The 18,426-nt window shown below is 52.2% G+C and carries 20 protein-coding genes, 2 tRNA genes and 3 rRNA genes (1 of these 25 only partly in view); 18 read left to right on the top strand and 7 right to left on the bottom strand.

The window, feature by feature from the left end:
- From JQR90_RS15230 to JQR90_RS15165, 14 genes are all read left to right on the top strand, one after another.
- Nucleotides 1-154 (top strand): 16S ribosomal RNA (locus JQR90_RS15230) (it extends 1,383 nt beyond the left edge of the window).
- 98 nt (nt 155-252) lie between these two features.
- Nucleotides 253-329: transfer RNA gene (locus tag JQR90_RS15225), tRNA-Ile, on the top strand.
- Between the two features lie 6 nt (nt 330-335).
- Nucleotides 336-411 (top strand) — tRNA-Ala (locus JQR90_RS15220).
- A gap of 246 nt (nt 412-657) precedes the next feature.
- Nucleotides 658-3,548 (top strand): 23S ribosomal RNA (locus JQR90_RS15215).
- Nucleotides 3,549-3,667: 119 nt separating this feature from the next.
- Nucleotides 3,668-3,783: ribosomal RNA gene (gene rrf / locus JQR90_RS15210) — 5S ribosomal RNA — on the top strand.
- Together the 16S, 23S and 5S rRNA genes with 2 tRNA genes alongside form the textbook arrangement of a ribosomal RNA operon.
- A 62-nt stretch (nt 3,784-3,845) precedes the next feature.
- Nucleotides 3,846-4,802 carry a bifunctional biotin--[acetyl-CoA-carboxylase] ligase/biotin operon repressor BirA gene (gene birA / locus JQR90_RS15205; protein ID WP_010795498.1) on the top strand — a complete coding sequence of 319 codons (957 nt, stop codon included), beginning with the start codon at nt 3,846-3,848 and terminating at the stop codon, nt 4,800-4,802.
- Entirely contained in the window at nt 4,792-5,541 is a 750-nt protein-coding gene (locus tag JQR90_RS15200) for a type III pantothenate kinase (protein WP_010795497.1), read from the top strand. Before birA ends, JQR90_RS15200 begins: the two co-directional genes overlap by 11 nt.
- A gap of 253 nt (nt 5,542-5,794) precedes the next feature.
- The gene (locus tag JQR90_RS15195; protein WP_010795495.1) at nt 5,795-6,202 is read left to right on the top strand and encodes a DUF3301 domain-containing protein; all 408 of its coding nucleotides are present in this window, start codon (nt 5,795-5,797) and stop codon (nt 6,200-6,202) included.
- Nucleotides 6,203-6,488: 286 nt separating this feature from the next.
- Nucleotides 6,489-6,878, top strand: a complete 390-nt coding sequence (locus tag JQR90_RS15190; protein WP_037029747.1) for a hypothetical protein — start codon at nt 6,489-6,491, stop codon at nt 6,876-6,878.
- A 98-nt stretch (nt 6,879-6,976) separates the two neighbouring features.
- Entirely contained in the window at nt 6,977-7,771 is a 795-nt protein-coding gene (locus JQR90_RS15185; RefSeq protein WP_010795493.1) for an SDR family NAD(P)-dependent oxidoreductase, read from the top strand.
- Nucleotides 7,737-8,270: a hypothetical protein gene (locus tag JQR90_RS15180; RefSeq protein WP_125912873.1), complete on the top strand. Its 534-nt coding sequence runs from the start codon at nt 7,737-7,739 to the stop codon at nt 8,268-8,270. The genes JQR90_RS15185 and JQR90_RS15180 overlap by 35 nt, the downstream gene beginning before the upstream one ends.
- Nucleotides 8,271-8,488: 218 nt before the next feature.
- The gene (locus JQR90_RS15175; RefSeq protein ID WP_010795491.1) at nt 8,489-9,385 is read left to right on the top strand and encodes a MurR/RpiR family transcriptional regulator; all 897 of its coding nucleotides are present in this window, start codon (nt 8,489-8,491) and stop codon (nt 9,383-9,385) included.
- Between the two features lie 77 nt (nt 9,386-9,462).
- Entirely contained in the window at nt 9,463-9,618 is a 156-nt protein-coding gene (locus tag JQR90_RS15170) for a hypothetical protein (protein ID WP_010795490.1), read from the top strand.
- A 5-nt stretch (nt 9,619-9,623) separates the two neighbouring features.
- On the top strand, nt 9,624-10,049 hold the full coding sequence (locus JQR90_RS15165) for a DUF1810 domain-containing protein (protein WP_010795489.1): 426 nt from the start codon (nt 9,624-9,626) through the stop codon (nt 10,047-10,049).
- 14 nt (nt 10,050-10,063) lie between these two features.
- Here JQR90_RS15165 and JQR90_RS15160 read toward each other — a convergent pair whose 3' ends face one another.
- The 7 genes from JQR90_RS15160 to yidD form a co-directional block, all read right to left on the bottom strand.
- Nucleotides 10,064-10,417, bottom strand: coding sequence for a hypothetical protein (locus tag JQR90_RS15160; protein ID WP_230382102.1), 354 nt, complete (start codon nt 10,415-10,417; stop codon nt 10,064-10,066).
- Between the two features lie 141 nt (nt 10,418-10,558).
- The gene (locus JQR90_RS15155; RefSeq protein WP_010795487.1) at nt 10,559-11,701 is read right to left on the bottom strand and encodes a hypothetical protein; all 1,143 of its coding nucleotides are present in this window, start codon (nt 11,699-11,701) and stop codon (nt 10,559-10,561) included.
- A gap of 83 nt (nt 11,702-11,784) precedes the next feature.
- Entirely contained in the window at nt 11,785-12,288 is a 504-nt protein-coding gene (locus JQR90_RS15150; RefSeq protein WP_230382101.1) for a hypothetical protein, read from the bottom strand.
- Nucleotides 12,289-12,520: 232 nt separating this feature from the next.
- Nucleotides 12,521-13,018, bottom strand: a complete 498-nt coding sequence (locus JQR90_RS15145; protein WP_010795485.1) for a hypothetical protein — start codon at nt 13,016-13,018, stop codon at nt 12,521-12,523.
- A 345-nt stretch (nt 13,019-13,363) separates the two neighbouring features.
- Nucleotides 13,364-13,501 (bottom strand): hypothetical protein, encoded by a 138-nt coding sequence (locus JQR90_RS15140; RefSeq protein WP_010795484.1) that lies wholly within the window; start codon nt 13,499-13,501, stop codon nt 13,364-13,366.
- Nucleotides 13,502-13,742: 241 nt separating this feature from the next.
- On the bottom strand, nt 13,743-14,240 hold the full coding sequence (locus JQR90_RS15135) for a hypothetical protein (protein WP_010795483.1): 498 nt from the start codon (nt 14,238-14,240) through the stop codon (nt 13,743-13,745).
- Nucleotides 14,241-14,360: 120 nt separating this feature from the next.
- On the bottom strand, nt 14,361-14,615 hold the full coding sequence (yidD, locus tag JQR90_RS15130; RefSeq protein ID WP_010795482.1) for a membrane protein insertion efficiency factor YidD: 255 nt from the start codon (nt 14,613-14,615) through the stop codon (nt 14,361-14,363).
- Between the two features lie 126 nt (nt 14,616-14,741).
- On the opposite strand from yidD, the gene pcaQ reads away from it, so the two are divergent.
- The 4 genes from pcaQ (at nt 14,742) to zapE (ending at nt 18,178) form a co-directional block, all read left to right on the top strand.
- Entirely contained in the window at nt 14,742-15,677 is a 936-nt protein-coding gene (gene pcaQ / locus JQR90_RS15125) for a pca operon transcription factor PcaQ (protein ID WP_010795481.1), read from the top strand.
- A gap of 107 nt (nt 15,678-15,784) precedes the next feature.
- The gene (gene pcaH, locus JQR90_RS15120; protein ID WP_010795480.1) at nt 15,785-16,507 is read left to right on the top strand and encodes a protocatechuate 3,4-dioxygenase subunit beta; all 723 of its coding nucleotides are present in this window, start codon (nt 15,785-15,787) and stop codon (nt 16,505-16,507) included.
- 10 nt (nt 16,508-16,517) lie between these two features.
- Complete coding sequence (gene pcaG, locus JQR90_RS15115) at nt 16,518-17,120, top strand: protocatechuate 3,4-dioxygenase subunit alpha (RefSeq protein WP_010795479.1); 603 nt, start codon at nt 16,518-16,520, stop codon at nt 17,118-17,120.
- A complete protein-coding gene (zapE, locus tag JQR90_RS15110) occupies nt 17,120-18,178 on the top strand; it encodes a cell division protein ZapE (RefSeq protein ID WP_010795478.1) in 1,059 nt (352 codons plus the stop codon). Before pcaG ends, zapE begins: the two co-directional genes overlap by 1 nt.
- Nucleotides 18,179-18,426 lie beyond the last annotated feature (248 nt).

The following is an 18,426-nucleotide window of genomic DNA, read 5'->3' as shown; positions in this document are numbered from 1 at the left end:
CTTGTACACACCGCCCGTCACACCATGGGAGTGGGTTGCACCAGAAGTAGCTAGTCTAACCTTCGGGAGGACGGTTACCACGGTGTGATTCATGACTGGGGTGAAGTCGTAACAAGGTAGCCGTAGGGGAACCTGCGGCTGGATCACCTCCTTAATCGATAGATCCCAGCTTTGGCATAAGCTCCCACACGAATTGCTTGATTCACTGAAATAAAGACGCGAGATGAGTCAAGACTCAAGCGTTAGACGATTGGGTCTGTAGCTCAGTTGGTTAGAGCGCACCCCTGATAAGGGTGAGGTCGGCAGTTCGAATCTGCCCAGACCCACCAATCGATGGGGCCATAGCTCAGCTGGGAGAGCGCCTGCTTTGCACGCAGGAGGTCAGGAGTTCGATCCTCCTTGGCTCCACCATCTAACACCGCGTTAAAGCTCAGAACTGAGTGCTTACCCCCCCCTAAGGGTTGGGTCGGAGCATTGACTTCTGAACTTTGTTTTCAGACTGTTCTTTAAAAATTTGGGTATGTGATAGAAGTACGAACACATAGGCTGTTTCACTGCAGACTATGTGGTCAAGGTAAATTTGCGAGTTCAAGCGCAAGTTTTCGGCGAATGTCGTGTTCCAAGCCAGACATAACTTCAGATTCTTTGGGGTTATATGGTCAAGTGAATAAGCGCATACGGTGGATGCCTTGGCAGTCAGAGGCGATGAAAGACGTGATAGCCTGCGATAAGCTTCGGGGAGTCGGCAAATAGACTGTGATCCGGAGATCTCTGAATGGGGGAACCCACCTGACATAAGTCAGGTATCTCACACTGAATCCATAGGTGTGAGAGGCGAACCAGGGGAACTGAAACATCTAAGTACCCTGAGGAAAAGAAATCAACCGAGATTCCCTAAGTAGTGGCGAGCGAACGGGGACTAGCCCTTAAGCTCAATTGATTTTAACCGAACGCTCTGGAAAGTGCGGCCATAGTGGGTGATAGCCCCGTAGGTGAAAGGATCTTTTGAGTGAAATCGAGTAGGACGGCGCACGTGAAACGTTGTCTGAATATGGGGGGACCATCCTCCAAGGCTAAATACTACTGACTGACCGATAGTGAACCAGTACCGTGAGGGAAAGGCGAAAAGAACCCCGGAGAGGGGAGTGAAATAGAACCTGAAACCGTATGCGTACAAGCAGTGGGAGCCTACTTTGTTGGGTGACTGCGTACCTTTTGTATAATGGGTCAGCGACTTATATTCAGTGGCAAGCTTAACCGTATAGGGAAGGCGTAGCGAAAGCGAGTCTTAATAGGGCGTTTTAGTCGCTGGGTATAGACCCGAAACCGGGCGATCTATCCATGAGCAGGTTGAAGGTTAGGTAACACTGACTGGAGGACCGAACCCACTTCCGTTGAAAAGGCAGGGGATGACTTGTGGATCGGAGTGAAAGGCTAATCAAGCTCGGAGATAGCTGGTTCTCCTCGAAAGCTATTTAGGTAGCGCCTCATGTATCACTCTGGGGGGTAGAGCACTGTTTCGGCTAGGGGGTCATCCCGACTTACCAAACCGATGCAAACTCCGAATACCCAGAAGTGCAAGCATGGGAGACACACGGCGGGTGCTAACGTCCGTCGTGAAAAGGGAAACAACCCAGACCGTCAGCTAAGGTCCCAAAGTTGTAGTTAAGTGGTAAACGATGTGGGAAGGCTTAGACAGCTAGGAGGTTGGCTTAGAAGCAGCCACCCTTTAAAGAAAGCGTAATAGCTCACTAGTCGAGTCGGCCTGCGCGGAAGATGTAACGGGGCTCAAACTACACACCGAAGCTACGGGTTCATCGCAAGATGAGCGGTAGAGGAGCGTTCTGTAAGCCTGTGAAGGTGAGTTGAGAAGCTTGCTGGAGGTATCAGAAGTGCGAATGCTGACATGAGTAACGACAATGCGAGTGAAAAACTCGCACGCCGAAAGACCAAGGGTTCCTGCGCAACGTTAATCGACGCAGGGTGAGTCGACCCCTAAGGCGAGGCTGAAAGGCGTAGTCGATGGGAAACAGGTTAATATTCCTGTACTTCTAATTACTGCGATGGGGGGACGGAGAAGGCTAGGCCAGCTTGGCGTTGGTTGTCCAAGTTTAAGGCGGTAGGCTGACTGTTTAGGTAAATCCGGACAGTTAAGGCCGAGAGCTGATGACGACTCTTCTTATGAAGAGGAAGTGGTTGATGCCATGCTTCCAGGAAAAGCCTCTAAGCTTCAGGTAATTAGAAATCGTACCCCAAACCGACACAGGTGGTCGGGTAGAGAATACCAAGGCGCTTGAGAGAACTCGGGTGAAGGAACTAGGCAAAATGGCACCGTAACTTCGGGAGAAGGTGCGCCGGTGAGGGTGAAGGACTTGCTCCGTAAGCCCATGCCGGTCGAAGATACCAGGCCGCTGCGACTGTTTATTAAAAACACAGCACTCTGCAAACACGAAAGTGGACGTATAGGGTGTGACGCCTGCCCGGTGCCGGAAGGTTAATTGATGGGGTTAGCGCAAGCGAAGCTCTTGATCGAAGCCCCGGTAAACGGCGGCCGTAACTATAACGGTCCTAAGGTAGCGAAATTCCTTGTCGGGTAAGTTCCGACCTGCACGAATGGCGTAACGATGGCGGCGCTGTCTCCACCCGAGACTCAGTGAAATTGAAATCGCTGTGAAGATGCAGTGTATCCGCGGCTAGACGGAAAGACCCCGTGAACCTTTACTGTAGCTTTGCACTGGACTTTGAGCCTGCTTGTGTAGGATAGGTGGGAGGCTTTGAAGCGAGGACGCCAGTTCTCGTGGAGCCATCCTTGAAATACCACCCTGGCATGCTTGAGGTTCTAACTCTGGTCCGTTATCCGGATCGAGGACAGTGTATGGTGGGCAGTTTGACTGGGGCGGTCTCCTCCTAAAGAGTAACGGAGGAGTACGAAGGTGCGCTCAGACCGGTCGGAAATCGGTCGCAGAGTATAAAGGCAAAAGCGCGCTTGACTGCGAGACAGACACGTCGAGCAGGTACGAAAGTAGGTCTTAGTGATCCGGTGGTTCTGTATGGAAGGGCCATCGCTCAACGGATAAAAGGTACTCCGGGGATAACAGGCTGATACCGCCCAAGAGTTCATATCGACGGCGGTGTTTGGCACCTCGATGTCGGCTCATCACATCCTGGGGCTGAAGCCGGTCCCAAGGGTATGGCTGTTCGCCATTTAAAGTGGTACGCGAGCTGGGTTTAGAACGTCGTGAGACAGTTCGGTCCCTATCTGCCGTGGACGTTTGAGATTTGAGAGGGGCTGCTCCTAGTACGAGAGGACCGGAGTGGACGAACCTCTGGTGTTCCGGTTGTCACGCCAGTGGCATTGCCGGGTAGCTATGTTCGGAAAAGATAACCGCTGAAAGCATCTAAGCGGGAAACTTGCCTCAAGATGAGATCTCACTGGAGCCTTGAGCTTCCTGAAGGGCCGTTGAAGACTACAACGTTGATAGGTCGGGTGTGTAAGCGCTGTGAGGCGTTGAGCTAACCGATACTAATTGCCCGTGAGGCTTGACCATATAACACCCAAACAATCTGTTGTTTGGTAAAGACCAGCCGAAAGCTTGGTTGAACCGCAAAATACCAATCACATATCCATTCGGGGAAACGACTAGACACCGGTTCCCCACCCGAATTGCTTGACGACCATAGAGCGTTGGAACCACCTGATCCCTTTCCGAACTCAGAAGTGAAACGATGCATCGCCGATGGTAGTGTGGGGTTTCCCCATGTGAGAGTAGGTCATCGTCAAGCACCTATACCCAAAACCCCCAGGCCTAACCGCCCGGGGGTTTTGCTTTGTGCGGATAAAAAATATGGCTGTTTCCCTACTACTTGAATGCCTTGCTGATGGTCAGTTTCATTCCGGAGAAGAGTTGGGGGCGCTTCTAGGTGTTAGCCGTAGTGCCGTCTGGAAGCAGCTGCAAGGAATAGAGCAACGTACAGGTTTATCTTTTTTTAAAGTACCTGGAAAAGGGTACCGTCTCGCTGAACCTCTCAATCTGCTGGCAAATAGCCGGATAGACTTTGATGAGTGGCCAATAGAAATCCTGGATACGATTGACTCTACGAATGCTGAGGCGCTGCGGCGTGTCATGGGGCAGCGTGGCCACGCGCCTTTCGTGCTGTTGGCTGAGCACCAGACCTCTGGCAGAGGGCGTCGGGGAAGGGCCTGGGTTAGTCCATACGCAAAAAATCTCTACCTGACAGCAGCTGTTACCATTCATGGTGGTATCAAGCAGCTTGAAGGGTTGAGTCTGGTAGTGGGGCTTGCGGTTGCTTCAGCACTAAAAAAGCTCAGCTTAGTTGATGCTGGTTTAAAGTGGCCTAACGACATTCTCCTGTTTGGGCGCAAGCTATCTGGCATTCTTATCGAGTTGTCAGGTGATCCTGCTGATAGCTGTACGGCAATTATCGGCATTGGCTTGAATGTGAATATGAGAAATGCAGACAATATCGATCAACCATGGATTTCCTTATACGAGGCGCTCGGTAGGCCCGTTGATAGAAACCAGTTGGCTTCTAATGTGTTGCATGAGTTAAGTGATTATTTGAAACTGCATCAATCACATGGCTTTGCTGCATTGAAGGATTCATGGGAAGCCAATCATTTGTGGCAGGGACGAGAGGTGATTCTTTCTGCCGGTGCCAATCAAATCGAAGGTAAGGTGCTGGGTGTTGGATTGGATGGATCACTTAGATTAAATGTTAATGGCTACGAAAAGTCTTTTAATGGCGGTGAGCTCAGTTTGAGATTACGTAATGATTCTTGAGCTTGACTGCGGCAACAGTCTGATCAAATGGCGCGTCCTATCTAAAATTGATGGCGTTGTTGCCAGCGGTATCGCTCATTCTGATGATGAGCTGCTCGTAACGCTTGAATCTTATGAGAGCCTCTCCCTCAGCCATGGTCGGCTTGTCAGCGTTCGTAGCGATCTGGAAACTACAGGCTTAATTGAACGGCTAGACAGCACGTTTGGTTTTTCATGTCAGCAGGCAAAACCCGTAGCATCGTTTCTTGGTGTAAAGAATGGATATTCAGACTACGAACGACTGGGGATGGATCGTTGGCTTGCCCTTTTAGGCGGCTTTAAGCTGGCGGGTAACAAAGCATGTGTCGTGATTGATCTGGGAACCGCCGTTACTTCAGACTTTGTTGATCAGATTGGACAGCATGCGGGTGGCTTCATCTGTCCGGGGATTCCGCTCATGCGTCGAGAATTGCAGACGCATACTCGTCGAATTCGCTATAACCCAGAACTTGAGGCCACTAACGGGCATCCTCTGCCTGGAAGAAATACGATGCATGCTGTTGAGGGCGGATGCGTGTATATGCTCCGCGGATTTGTGAGGACGCAATATGATTTAGCCCTTGAGCTGCTAGGGGCTGATTTTGCTGTCTTTCTCACAGGGGGAGACGCTGAGCTGGTAAAAGACGTTATTCCCACTTCTCGTGTTGTGCCTGATCTGGTCTTTGACGGTTTGGCCTTGGCTTGCCCTGTGGACTCATAAATATGCGATGGCTTTTCGTTTTCCTGATGGCATTGAATGTGTTCTATTACGTGTGGAACCAACAGCAGGCGCCTTTGCGCGCAAAGGAAATTACTCCGCTAAGCTTGTATAAGAGCGAGCGTGACAACATACGTTTGCTACATGAGCCTGAGGCACCCTCGATGGGCGTTGGGGCTAAGCAATAAGCTAGCAGGGGCTAAATGGCTTTCTTGGTATTGAAGCGCTTGGGACGGCTTGGTTTAGGTGATTATTCATGCTGACCTTAGGTAACATTTTTGGATTTCTTCTGGTGGCCTCAGCCTGCGCCTGGCTATGGCATTCCCATGGTTTGCGTGAGCGTGCGCTCGCTTTGGCTAAAGAGCATTGTCGCAAGCGTGATGTAGAGCTGTTGGATGAGAATGTAGCGTTCCGCCGGTTTTCTTTTATGCGGGATGCGAAAGGCTTCAAGCGGTTTGCTCGCGTTTATGATTTTGAGTTTACCGCTACTGGCGAGCAGCGTCTGGCAGGTAAGGTAGTGCTGTTTGGTTACCGCTTAGGGCTTATTGAATTTGCCCCTTATGCGGTACCTGAAGCGCCAATGCTCAATGACCCGCGTGTGGTTGATATGGCCTCATGGCGACGTGCCCGTGAAGAGAAAGAGGATCGCCGCCGAGCCGACTGATCCATTGTAATTGCATCATGTTACCAATGATCCTTCTCCTACCGTAATAGCCGCTGTTGAGCCTCTTGGGTCGCTTAGGCCTTGTAGCCAACGTAACATCGCCAGGCTGGAAACGGTTCTGCAATCAGCACTTCAGCAAACGCCTCATCATTCTTTATCGGCTTCTTTTAGCATCACTGCTGTAGAACCCTTTAGCACCTCATAATCAGCTAGCCAGTGTATAAGCTGGCAAGACTCATGAGCTAGCAGTGTAGTGACATGCATCCGAAGTGTTTGAATCTGTTTTTTGTCTTATGCGACCATTTATAGCTGCCGAAAATCAGGACAGTTTTATCCTGCGTTCAATTGGGCTGGACGATTCGGCTTTGTGCTGGAGCAAACAACCACATCTATTTCTGACTTGGAGATCGCACCGTTGAGCAGCAATGTCGTCTCGATCAAACCTGACAGCCTAGAAGATCAAGAGCAGCTAGAGGCCCAGCTGAGTTTCTTGCAAAAGGCCTCTTTGAGATTGATGCATCGCAACGGTACAAAGGCGACCCTATTGGTTCTAGAGCGCTGGAAGACCAGCGACGATGAGATTCAGATCGTGTTTACTCCCGGTGTCGTTGAAGCCTTAGGATCGTTGGAGGGTCGTGAGTTACTCAAAGCAGCCATGAACGCTGCAACAGCCTGAGCGGCGCCAGGGACCTTTGCGTTGGATTTTTCGTCAGACTCGAATAATGGACTAGCCGTTGTGCTCATTGGCTCTTTTAACGTGTCTGGAGATTTTTCATGCAGATCGATCTTTCTGGTAAAACGGCAATCGTAACCGGCTCTACTCGTGGTATTGGTTTCGCTATTGCGAAAGGATTGGCTCAGGCAGGAGCGACTGTAGTTATAAACGGTCGATCGGCTCCATCAGTAGATAAGGCGGTTAGTCTCCTGCAGCAGTATGTACCGGATGCGACATTACGTGGAGTGGTTGCGGATGTCGGGAGCGTTGACGGATGTGCTGTATTGAAAGCTGCTGAGCCTGAGGTTGATATTCTAGTCAACAACACGGGTATATACGGGCCTCGAGACTTTTTTGAAACGGGCGATGATATTTGGACGGAGTTTTTTGAGGTCAACGTGATGTCTGGCGTTCGGCTCTCTCGGGAATATTTGCCTGGCATGGTCTCGAGGCAATGGGGGCGCGTAATCTTTATTTCTTCTGAATCAGCGCTCAATATTCCGGCCGACATGATTCATTACGGCTTTACCAAAACAGCCAATCTGTCCGTGGCGCGTGGATTGGCCAAACGGATGGCTGGTACAGGCGTGACAGTTAATTCCATTCTGCCAGGTCCAACGCTTTCTGAAGGCGTAGCGGAGATGCTCAAGGAGGCGAGCGAGCGTACTGGTCAGACTCTGGAGGAGGCGGCCGCTGATTTTGTAAGGGAAAACCGGCCTAGCTCCATTCTCCAGCGTGCAGCAACTACAGAGGAAGTCGCTAATCTGGTTGTCTACACAGCCTCTCCTCTGGCTTCAGCGACAACGGGTGCTGCGTTGCGTGTTGATGGTGGTGTTGTCGACACTATCGCCTGATATGTCATTGTTAAACTGGCTAGGGGTGTGGCTTCTTGGCAGTATTGTCTTAGCGACCGTCAGTGAGGCTGCGCCTTTGTCTCTTGGATTGGACAAGGCGCAGCTCGAACGGAGAATTCCTGCCTATTTAGCGGTGCTGCCTAGCTGCAAAGCCCTGATGCTGGGAGCGCCACACCCAATGAAGGATGAGGCCGGGTGGGTATATTCCGCTCGGGGCGCGTCCAGCTTTGACATGTCAGTAGAGACTACAGGCGAGCAGCTTACGCGTATCACTGTAAAAGCAGCAGCGCCTGTTTCTGATGCAGTGCTGCGCGATATGCGGTGCATAACTTATGCGCTGATGCGTGCGGTGGAACCTAAGTATTCAGTTTCGCATTTGGCTTTATCGTCTTCAAAACAGCTTTGGAGACTTGCGCAAAGCGAGCCTTATAGTCAGCTGTATTTTTTTACAGCATTTGAAGTACGGCTGACCCCTGTTCAGCTCGTTGTACAGCGATAATCTGGTCCAGAACAAGTCAATAAATTTTTTTCTAAAAAATTTTGTTTAGAAAAATAATCCTATGTTCTAAGCTGATATCCCGGCGAATGACAACGAAGCGAGCCGCCTTTAAATTCCTTTCTTTTGCAGATATTCCTGAAGAATGAAAGCATTTTCGATTACGTTGGCGTCTGGTTTCGTTAAGTGCTTGCTGTAACGATTCATCTAAAGGATTCGAAATGCTTAATACTGATTCTTCAAGCTCTTCCCTTGTAGCGCCTGCTAGTGTGGAAACTCTGCAGCAGATGATTACGGCAGAGTACGAGTCTCTGCCTCGTCAGCTCAAGCGTGTAGCGGCCTACATGAGCCAGCAAAGTGATCGTGTCATGGTTGATCGTATTAGCGATATTGCCCGCCAATGCGAAGTACACCCTTCGGCAATCGTACGGTTCTCTCAGCGTTTCGGCTTCAAAGGCTTCAGTGAAATGCAATCCCTGTTTCGTGAGGCTTATACGCATAAGGCAACACCTGTCCAGAACTATCAGCAGCGTATCCGGCGAATGATTGCCAACAAGTCTCAACCGGCTGCCGGAAGCGATTTGGCACGTGAATGCATAAGTGCCACACGTTCAGGACTGGATAGATTGGGAGAAGAGCTGGACGATCAGGCGTTCGAGAAAGCGGTCGACCTGCTGGTCAATGCGGAGAACATTTATGTAGTGGGGGTTCGTCGTTCATTTGCGGTAGCGCACTACCTTGTTTATAACCTGCAACACACCAACAAGCGTATTCATCTCGTGTCTGGCCTTGGCGGTAGCTATCGAGAACAGATGCGTAGCGTCCGAGCCAACGACCTCATCGTAGCCATTAGCTTTACGCCTTATGGTAAGGAAAGCCAGCAGTGCGTACGTATCGCTCAGCATAATCAAGCCAAGACGCTCATCATTACAGACAGCCAGTTGTCACCCCTGGCCAAGCGAGCCAGCGCATTGTTGCTGGTCAACGAGGGCAGTGCATTCGCTTTTCGTTCCCTGAGCGCAACGCTATGCCTTTGCCAGGCACTGTTCATTGCTCTGGCCTACCGCCTGGAAATGAAAGTGGATGAAATGCATGAGCAGGTGGGGTTCGATGACTGAATTTGCTCTTCAACTGTTGGGCACTACTGGCTGAGGATATTGCCTAAGCAGTACGTATTGAATCAATGAGGTGCATCATGGCCGACGAACATGCGAAGCGCAGCACGGCGGAAACGCCCGAGGAAGCCAGCAAGGTAGGTGAGGTGAACAAGTCCCAGAATGAGAAGGGGGGAGAGCAGCGCCGTACCAAATTCAACGAGCCAGAGGATCCACAGGCGCAGCGCTCACGGTAATCCACATGTCAGATCGTCATGATTTGCAACGCTTCGTGAGCGCTCAAGAGACTGTTTGGCAACAAGTGATTGCAGAGCTCCGCTCAGGTCATAAACGTACCCACTGGATGTGGTTCGTATTTCCGCAGTTGCAAGGACTTGGGCATAGCGCCATGGCGAGGCGGTATGCCATATCCGGGCTGGATGAAGCTACTGCCTACCTTGAGCATGAGCTTCTAGGGAGTCGGCTGAAAACGTGTTGTGAGATTGTGAATAGCCTGGAAGGGGCGTCGGTAGCGCAGGTTTTTGGTCATCCTGACGATTTGAAATTTCATTCATCAATGACGTTATTCGCACACGTTGCAGGGGAGCAGAGCCCTTATCAGGCGGCGTTGATCAAGTATTTCAATGGCCAGGAGGACGCTCAAACGTTGCGGTTGCTGAAGCAATAATACTCGCTGCGTGTCTAGGCGCGGGTGTCTTTGTTTTCTTGCAGAGAGTCGCCTAGTTGCTTATGGACTTCAGGTTGCTCAACTCCATCGACCCACCATTTCAAATGAGCACTGACCATTGTCTGAGGGGCGAAGCCCAGTTTGTTACGTACAGGGCAGGCTCCATCTTCGCTTGCCTTGACCTCACCAGCTTGGCGGGATCGGTTATTGCCGGCTTTGCCACTGGCCTGAACAATCATCTCAAACCGTACGGCTTGCCCGCTGCCTTTGAAACAGAGCTCTATGGAGGCTTGCTGTGGTGAAATTGCGATCAGGTTCAGATTGGCCTCTACAGGTGGAGTCGAGGCGGCAAGTAACATGGCAGTCATAGGCAGGGCGAAGAGTCCAGGCATGTCAGTCTACGTTACGATCATTTGAACAGGCTGGAGATCAGAGTAGCGCATCTTTGACCTCCTTGTGCAGACGCCCTCTAAATGAGGGCGTCCAAGGTACTGCTCAGATGCAAGCGCTTACTGCTGGGTAATGACAGCGCTGTTGCCAGTACCCGTCTGCGAGATGGTTGCAGAGTTGCCGATGGCAAACTCACCACGCTGCGTAATAGCAGCCTGGTTAGCTACCCCGGACTGGTAGACAACGGCATTGGCGGCCAGCTGCGATTCCAGCTGTTGAACGGTAGCGATGTTGTCGCTGCCATCCTGAGTAACGCTGGTGTAGTTGCTGTCGCCGCTCTGGCTTACATCAGCCGAATTGTTGGTGCCTGAAGTGGCGCCAGTCAGGTTGTTGCCACGACCAATCTGGGAAACGCTCAGCGTGTTGGCTGTGCCGTTCTGATCAAAATACAACTCGTTGAACTTACCATCCTGGAAGCTGGTAATGGCGTTGTTATCGCCGCGCTGGGAGATAGTGGCGAAGTCTGGACCACTGTACCCATCCTGGACCATGGCTACGGTATTGGCAGTGCCGTCCTGAGTAACGGTCGCTGTTTGGCCGTCGCCTGTCTGGGTCAGGGTAATGGCGTTGTTATCACCTGTCTGGGCCAGTGTTGCAGAAGCGTTCATACCGCTTTGCGTCACTTCAACCTGGTTGCCATTGCCGGTCGCGGTAGCGCTCAGCTGATGGGCATAGCCATCCTGGTTTATGATGTGGGAGTTGTCGTTGCCATTCTGGTTGATGGTAGCCACGCTGCTGCTGGACATGCCATAAGCAGCGCCGCCACCCTGGGTGACTTCAGCTACGTTGTTGCTACCCAGCTGGATAACCTGAGCCTGGTTGTCGTTGCCGGTCAACTGATAAACCGTAGACGAATTGGTGTCGCCGGTCTGGGTAACGGTTACTTGGCTGCTCTCCTGAGCTTCTTGATAAATGCTCGAATAGTTGTCGCTGCCTTCCTGCGCAGTGTTGGCAACGTTATTTGATCCGTCCTGGTACTGATAGGAAGTGCTATTCAGGGCAGCGCTCTGGGTCAGGGTTGCAGCATTACCATTACCGATCTGCTCCTGAATGCTCTTGCTGTTTTGAGTGCCGTTGATTTGTTCGGTCGTAATGGAGTTGTTGTCTCCATCCTGAGTAGTTTCAGCGGAGTTCATCTCAGCAAAGGCGTGTGAGCTGAGAGCGATCAGGATGGCGGCAGCAAGAGGCTTGAAGCTGTGCATGATTATTCCCTTTGTAGTAATCACAATAACGAGAAATGAAAATGTCGACGTTCTAATGCGTGATGTTTAAACATCCGTTGTTATCAGTACTGACGTACCACTGCGGTTTGGTTATTACCGTATTGCGTAATACTGGCCTGTTGACCGGTACCGTTCTGCTCAATGGAAGCGCTGTTATAAGCGCCGTACTGGTTGATCAGCGCGACGTTTGCCGAGCCGATCTGGGTAATGGAAGCCGTGTTGCCATAACCAGCCTGGGTAATAACTGCGGAGAGGTCAGCCCCTTGCTGAAGGATAAAGGCCTGCTGATCGTTACCAAGTTGTGAGATGAGCGCCTGTGAGTTAAGGCCTTGTTGGCTTAAGGTGGCCTGGTTGTTGTTACCGTTCTGCTGGATTTGAGCAACCAATCCGCCAGCCGATGCTGCAGCTGCCAGTGCGCGCGGGTCAGGCGTGCCGGCAAGGTCTGAAGTCGTCGTGGCGATATCGAAATTATCAAGCAGATCAGCCGCCTGGAGCGGCGGTACAACAAGGCTCATGCCGGAGAAGGCGAGCGCAAGTCCTGAGCACAATCTTTGCAGCGAATTCATGGCTAATCCCTGTATAGCGCTGTGCGGATTGTTGGCCGTACAGACGAAACTGGGTATCAACCAAAAGATTGAAAAGATGAGGCATTTAAGCCATGGAGGGATTAATCCATGGCTGCCGGAGGAGGCTGATCTAGAGCTGGCCAAGCCCGATGAACGGTATACCTAGCCAACCTCTACCATCAAGAGGCGTTAACTGATCTGGCTTTTGCTAAGCATTGATGGCTCCTTGGGCTCAGTATTGGCGAATGACAGCATTCTGATTGTTTCCGTATTGGATAATGCTGGCTTGCTGACCAGTACCATTCTGTTCGATGGCGGCATTGTTAGCGTTGCCGTACTGACTGATAACAGCAGCATTTGCTGACCCGGTCTGGGAGATCAGTGCGCTATTGGCTTCTCCTACCTGCTTGATGACGGCAGCCAGGTCTGAGCCTTGCTGCAGAATATAAGCCTGCTGGTCATTACCCTGTTGAGTAATGGTTGCCAGGGAGTTAAGCCCTTGCTGACTCAAGGTGGCCTGGTTGCTATTGCCATTTTGCTGGACCTGAGCGACGAGACCATTGACCGAGGCGGCAGCCAATGCACGTACATCGGGTGTGCCAGCCAAATCTGTCGATGAGGAGGCGATATCGAAGTTATCGAGCAGGTCAGCAGCCTGCAAATACAGTGGCGCTGCAAGGCAGCTTACTACCAGGGCCGTTTGAGAAAGCAGTCGTTGCAACATGGTCATGGCTAACTCCTGTTTAGCACTTACAAGTTTTGCTGACGGGTTCCCGCTTCGCTATCAATCTAAAGATTGAAACTTTAATCAAAGCGAAATAAAAAAGACTTAATTCTCTGGTATGGCCAACAGCAGGCGCTGCTTTACAGAGCGGCGCAACTCCTGTCCATTCATGGTGATCGCTGGCTGGTGCCATTGCCTTCCTGACGATAGTCCAACTCGTTAAAATTGCCACTCTGAGTCAGCATGGCCTGATTGTTTATTCTCTGCTCCTCTACCGTGGCAGTGCTGATCGACACAGCACGATTGGCTGCTCCAAGGAAAGCGTGTTGCCATTGCCCGTAGTCGATGCGGTTACGATAGGGCTCGCCCATCCTCGGGGAGGAAAGCGTTGTTGCCTGCCTGGTTGAGGCTTGCATTATTAATGACGGCTAGAGCAGGCAGGCCAAGCCTGGGCAAAGCAGCCGCAACGCTAGGTTTCATCATAAACATGACGTGCTCCTTGTAGTTATCGGGAGGGTAAAAGCCATACAGCTCTAACAGGCAGATAGCCGAACGCTACAGAGCATTGCCTGTAAGCGAGCTGTAGAAGTGAGCTAGGGCGGGATGCGGTTTTTTCTAACCTTTGTCAAACAAGTCTCTGCCGGCTGGGAATCGGGAGAGAGCACAGGAATAGATGGGACTTTGCACATGACATCTTCCTTTGACTTCATGAACAAGCGGCATTGAGCCGCTAGCGCTGTTGAACAGTGATGCTCTGGTTGTTTCCGAACTGGATAATACTGCCCTGTAAACCGGTGCCGTTCTGGTCGATCAGCGCTTCGTTATAGGCGCCATACTGATGGATAGCGGCTTGATTGGCTGAGCCTCGCTGAATGATAGAAGCGTTATGGCCCTGGCCGCTTTGCAGAATGACAGCGGTCAGCTCCGTACCATTTTGCAGCATGGCTGCCTGATGATTTCCACCGAGTTGTTGGATAGGTGCCTGACTGCCTAATCCGGTTTGGGTGAGAAAGGCCTGGCTGTCGCTGCCCTGCTGGATAACGGTGGCCGCTATGCGGTCGGCAGTCGATTGACCAAGGGAACCCTGGGCCTGCCGGGCGGCTACATCCGAGACCGTAGAAAGATCGAAGTTATTGAGCAGGTCCGCCGCGTTGGGCGTCTCGATGGAAAAGCCGAGACATGAAACCAGCAACGCAAACCTCAAACTGATCCGCTGCAGTACGTTCATGGCTATTTCCTCAATAGCGCTTCGTACTACGTTATCGCGCAGGGCGGGCCACTTGGGTATCGCTCTAAAGGGTGAAATTGCTCGCCTTTTAAAGAGGAGAGGAACTAGGCTGATCTCGTATTAGTGGCAGCGGTTCGAGTGTTTATCCTGGGTTTTGCAATGACAGGGAGGAACAGGGTCGATACCGCCCGGATGAAACGGGTGGCAGCGCAACAAACGGCGAATGGTCAGCCAGCTGCCACGCAAGGCACCGTGGGTCTGTAGGGCCTCAATGGCGTAATGCGAGCAGGAGGGATAGAAACGGCAGCGTGGGCCAATCATGGGGCTGATGAAGAGCTGGTAACCTCGTAGCAGAACGATCAACACTTTCTTCATGAGCTGAGGGGCTTATCTGGCAGCAGGGCGTGGGACGATCATTTTACCGGGTATGGCAGTTGGGTCGAGTGACTTGCCGACGGGTTGAGGTTAACAATGGCAGTCTGCTCCTGACGCTGGCGCGATATGAACATCGATACCCGTATCAAATTTCGACATCTCCTGTGCTTTATTGAAGTGGCTCAGCACCGCAGTTTCGCCAAGGCGGCCCATGCCGTGTCGGTTTCTCAGCCTGCCATTTCCAAGACCCTTAAGGAGCTTGAGGGCATTCTTGAGGCGCGCCTGTTCGAGCGGGACAAGAATGGCGTAGTGCTGACGCAAGCCGGTCAGGCCTTTATGCGTTATGCAGGCCCCTGCGTCCAAGCATTGCGAGATGGGGTCAATACGGTACGCAGCGGCGGGGTGCAGGGTGGCCAAGTACGGGTTGGGGTACTTTCGACAGTGGAAAGTCTGGTTATACCGGAGGTCATCAGGCGACTCCACGAACGCTACAGGGGGCTCACCATCAGTGTTACGACAGGCATGAGTACCTATCTACTCAATAAACTGAGAGTAGGTGAGCTGGATATTGTGGTGGGGCGCATGACGGACAACCCTGAAATCCGCGGCCTGAACTTCGAGCATCTGTATAGCGAGTCGATGACGTTGGTGGTTCGAAACGGTCATCCGTTGCAAGCAGCGACTGGAATTGACCGGCAACGACTGGCGGACTATCCCTGGGTTCTTCCGTTGACGGGCACCACAATTCGGCAGTACGCCGAAAGCTTTCTGGTGCAGTGTGGGATCAGCCTGATGTCGCAGCGGTTGGAGACGCTTTCGCCAGCGCTGAGCCGGCGCTATGTACTGTTAAGTGATGCCGTCTGGATTGCGCCTCTGGATGCCGTGGAGACCGACATCAAGGCTGGTGTGATGGCTGAGCTGTCTCTAGGCGTTCAGGAGCCGGGTGGCTCGATTGGCTTATGCCGCAACAATACGGCAACGCTTCCGCTGGCGGCGCAATGGTTCTGTGAGGTTCTACGGGAAGTCGCCAGCGAGCTGGTTGCCGAGCGATCAGCCTCATAACCATTTGGTTATGAATGATTGCCGTCATTTCAATTGGCTGGCCTGCGGCATTGCGCCACACTCCGGGCAACCCCTTTGATGGGTAAGGCTCTTTGTGGAGTAAAGCCATGAATAATAATTCCAATGACACTCGCTTTGTCGCCCGTGACCGTAACTGGCATCCCCATGCCTATACGCCTGGTTATAAGTCGTCTGTACCCCGTTCACCCCGACAGGCCTTGGTTAGCATTCAGCAAACGGTTTCTGAACGTACCGGCCCGGATTTTTCTCATCTTCAGTTGGGCAAGCACGATAACGATCTGCTGCTGAACTTCAATAATGGGGGCTTGCCACAGGGCGAGCGAATTATCCTGTTTGGACGAGTAGTCGATCAGTTTGGTAAGCCCGTACCGAAGACGTATGTAGAGATCTGGCAGGCTAACGCTGGTGGACGGTATCGCCATAAGAACGACGTCTACCTTGCGCCGCTCGATCCCAACTTTGGCGGTGTAGGACGTACCCTGACCGACAATGATGGCAACTATGTATTCCGTACCATCAAGCCGGGGCCTTATCCGTGGCGTAATGGGGTGAATGATTGGCGGCCCGCCCATATCCATGTTTCGGTCATGGGACCTTCGATTTCCACTCGATTGATTACGCAGCTGTATTTCGAAGGTGATCCGCTGATACCGATCTGCCCGATCGTGAAGTCGATTGCGAACCCGGAGGCCGTGCAGACACTTATTGCACGTCTGGACATGACCATGGCCAACCCGATGGACTGCTTGGCTTACCGTTTTGACATTGTGACGCGTGGCGCACGTCAAACCCATTTCGAGAACCTGTGAGGAGGCGATCATGACTACGACATTTCTGCCAGAGACGCCTTCACAAACCGCAGGCCCTTACGTTCACATCGGTCTTGCGCTGGCCGCAGCTGGTAATCCGACGCGTGACATGGAAATCTGGAATGATCTTGCCAAGCCGGATGCGCCAGGCCAGCACATCGTGCTGACGGGGCAAGTGTTTGACGGCAACGGCAATCTGGTGCGCGATTCCTTTCTGGAGGTCTGGCAAGCCAATCACGAAGGTGTCTACGATCCGGTTTATCATCCGGAAAAGGCATTCAACAGCTTTGGCCGTACGGCTACTACCTTTGATGCCGGTGAGTGGTCGATGCAAACGATAAAGCCGGGTAAGGTGATGGACAGCCAGGGCAGGCCCATGGCGCCGCATATCAATCTGGCGCTGTTTGCCCGTGGCATCAATATCCATCTGCAGACCCGTATCTACTTTGAGGACGAAGCGGAAGCCAATGCGATTTGTCCAGTGCTCAACCTTGTCGAGCCACCTCGCAGGCCGACTCTGATCGCCAAGCGCTTTGAAGAAAATGGCAAAGTGATTTACCGTTTCGACATGCATCTGCAAGGTCCACAGGAAACTGTCTTTTTCGATTTCTGATGGCTACATCTGAACCGCTCAACGCGGGCGAGTTAATTCGACAACATTTCGCTGCCGAACTGGCCGCCCGTCACTATCAGGCCGATGCCGCCCAAGAGGCGGCATTGGTGCATCTGGCTGACTGGCTTGATCGCTTTCTGGCCGATCGTAAATCCTGGTTTAAAAAGCCGTCTGCGGGCGTCTATATCTGGGGCGACGTAGGGCGAGGCAAGAGCTTTGTCATGGACGCCTTCTATACGGCCGTCCCCATTACGGAAAAGCGTCGCGTGCATTTTCATTCCTTTCTGCAGGAGTTGCAGCGGCGGATGCGTGACTATGCCGGCCAAGCCGATCCTCTGGCACAGGTAGCCCGGGAAATCGCTCGGGAAGTACGTCTGCTGTGCTTTGATGAATTTCATGTGCATGACATTGGCGATGCCATGCTGTTGGGTCGTATGCTCAAGGTGCTGGTAGATGAGGGTGTCGGGCTGGTGATGACATCCAATTATAAGCCGGAGGGCCTGTGTCCAAACCCGTTGTATCGAGAGCGCTTCAAGCCGATCATTGCATTGATCGAAAAGCGCTTCGATGTGCTTGCCATCAACGGTAAGGTCGATTATCGGCAGCGCAGCGACGAGCAGACCCTATGGGGGTATTACCTCTGGCCAGAGTCGGCGGGCGGTGTGAAGCGTTTGCAAACACTGCTGGACCTGTCTGCTGCCGCTACGACGGACGCTACCCTGGACGTCAATCATCATCCCCTTTCGGTGCGCGCGTATGAAGGGGAGCGGATCTGGCTGGATTTTGCCGACCTCTGTGAGCAGCCTCATTCGACCTTGGATTACCTCTGGATTGTCGAGCATTTTTCGCACGTTGGCATCAGCGGGCTTGATTGCCTGGCGCGTCAGTCTGATGCCGTTCGACAGCGATTTCTAAACCTGGTGGATATCGCTTACGACCGGGGCGTGACTTTGATCCTGTCCAGCGAAGTGCCTATGGATGAGCTGGCCGGGGATGCCACTGTGGATTTTGCCCGGACGCTGAGCCGGTTGAGGCAGCTTGGAGTAGAGCGGCTTTGAATCAGGACTCAACAGAAGGATAGGCCAATAGGTTTCATGTTATGAAGAGGTGAGGCAGCACCAAGCCCTTTACCCTTGGAGCAGTGTTTTACTGCAGATGCCGATAAGGAAAAGGCATATCTCAACAATCCGAATGTACTCCTGTCTCGCAATTCCCATGCTTGGATTACAGCGTATGGGATGGCTTCTACTGTAGCCGGGGTCATGGCGCACTATGCCTGCAAAGCCTTTGACATAGTTGCCCCACG

Origin of the sequence: Pseudomonas sp. JZ114, assembly GCF_051027705.1 — a bacterium.
Taxonomy (GTDB): domain Bacteria; phylum Pseudomonadota; class Gammaproteobacteria; order Pseudomonadales; family Pseudomonadaceae; genus Chryseomonas; species Chryseomonas luteola.
Note: the sequence above shows the minus strand (reverse complement) of the source record. Positions and strands in the feature narration are given on the sequence as shown.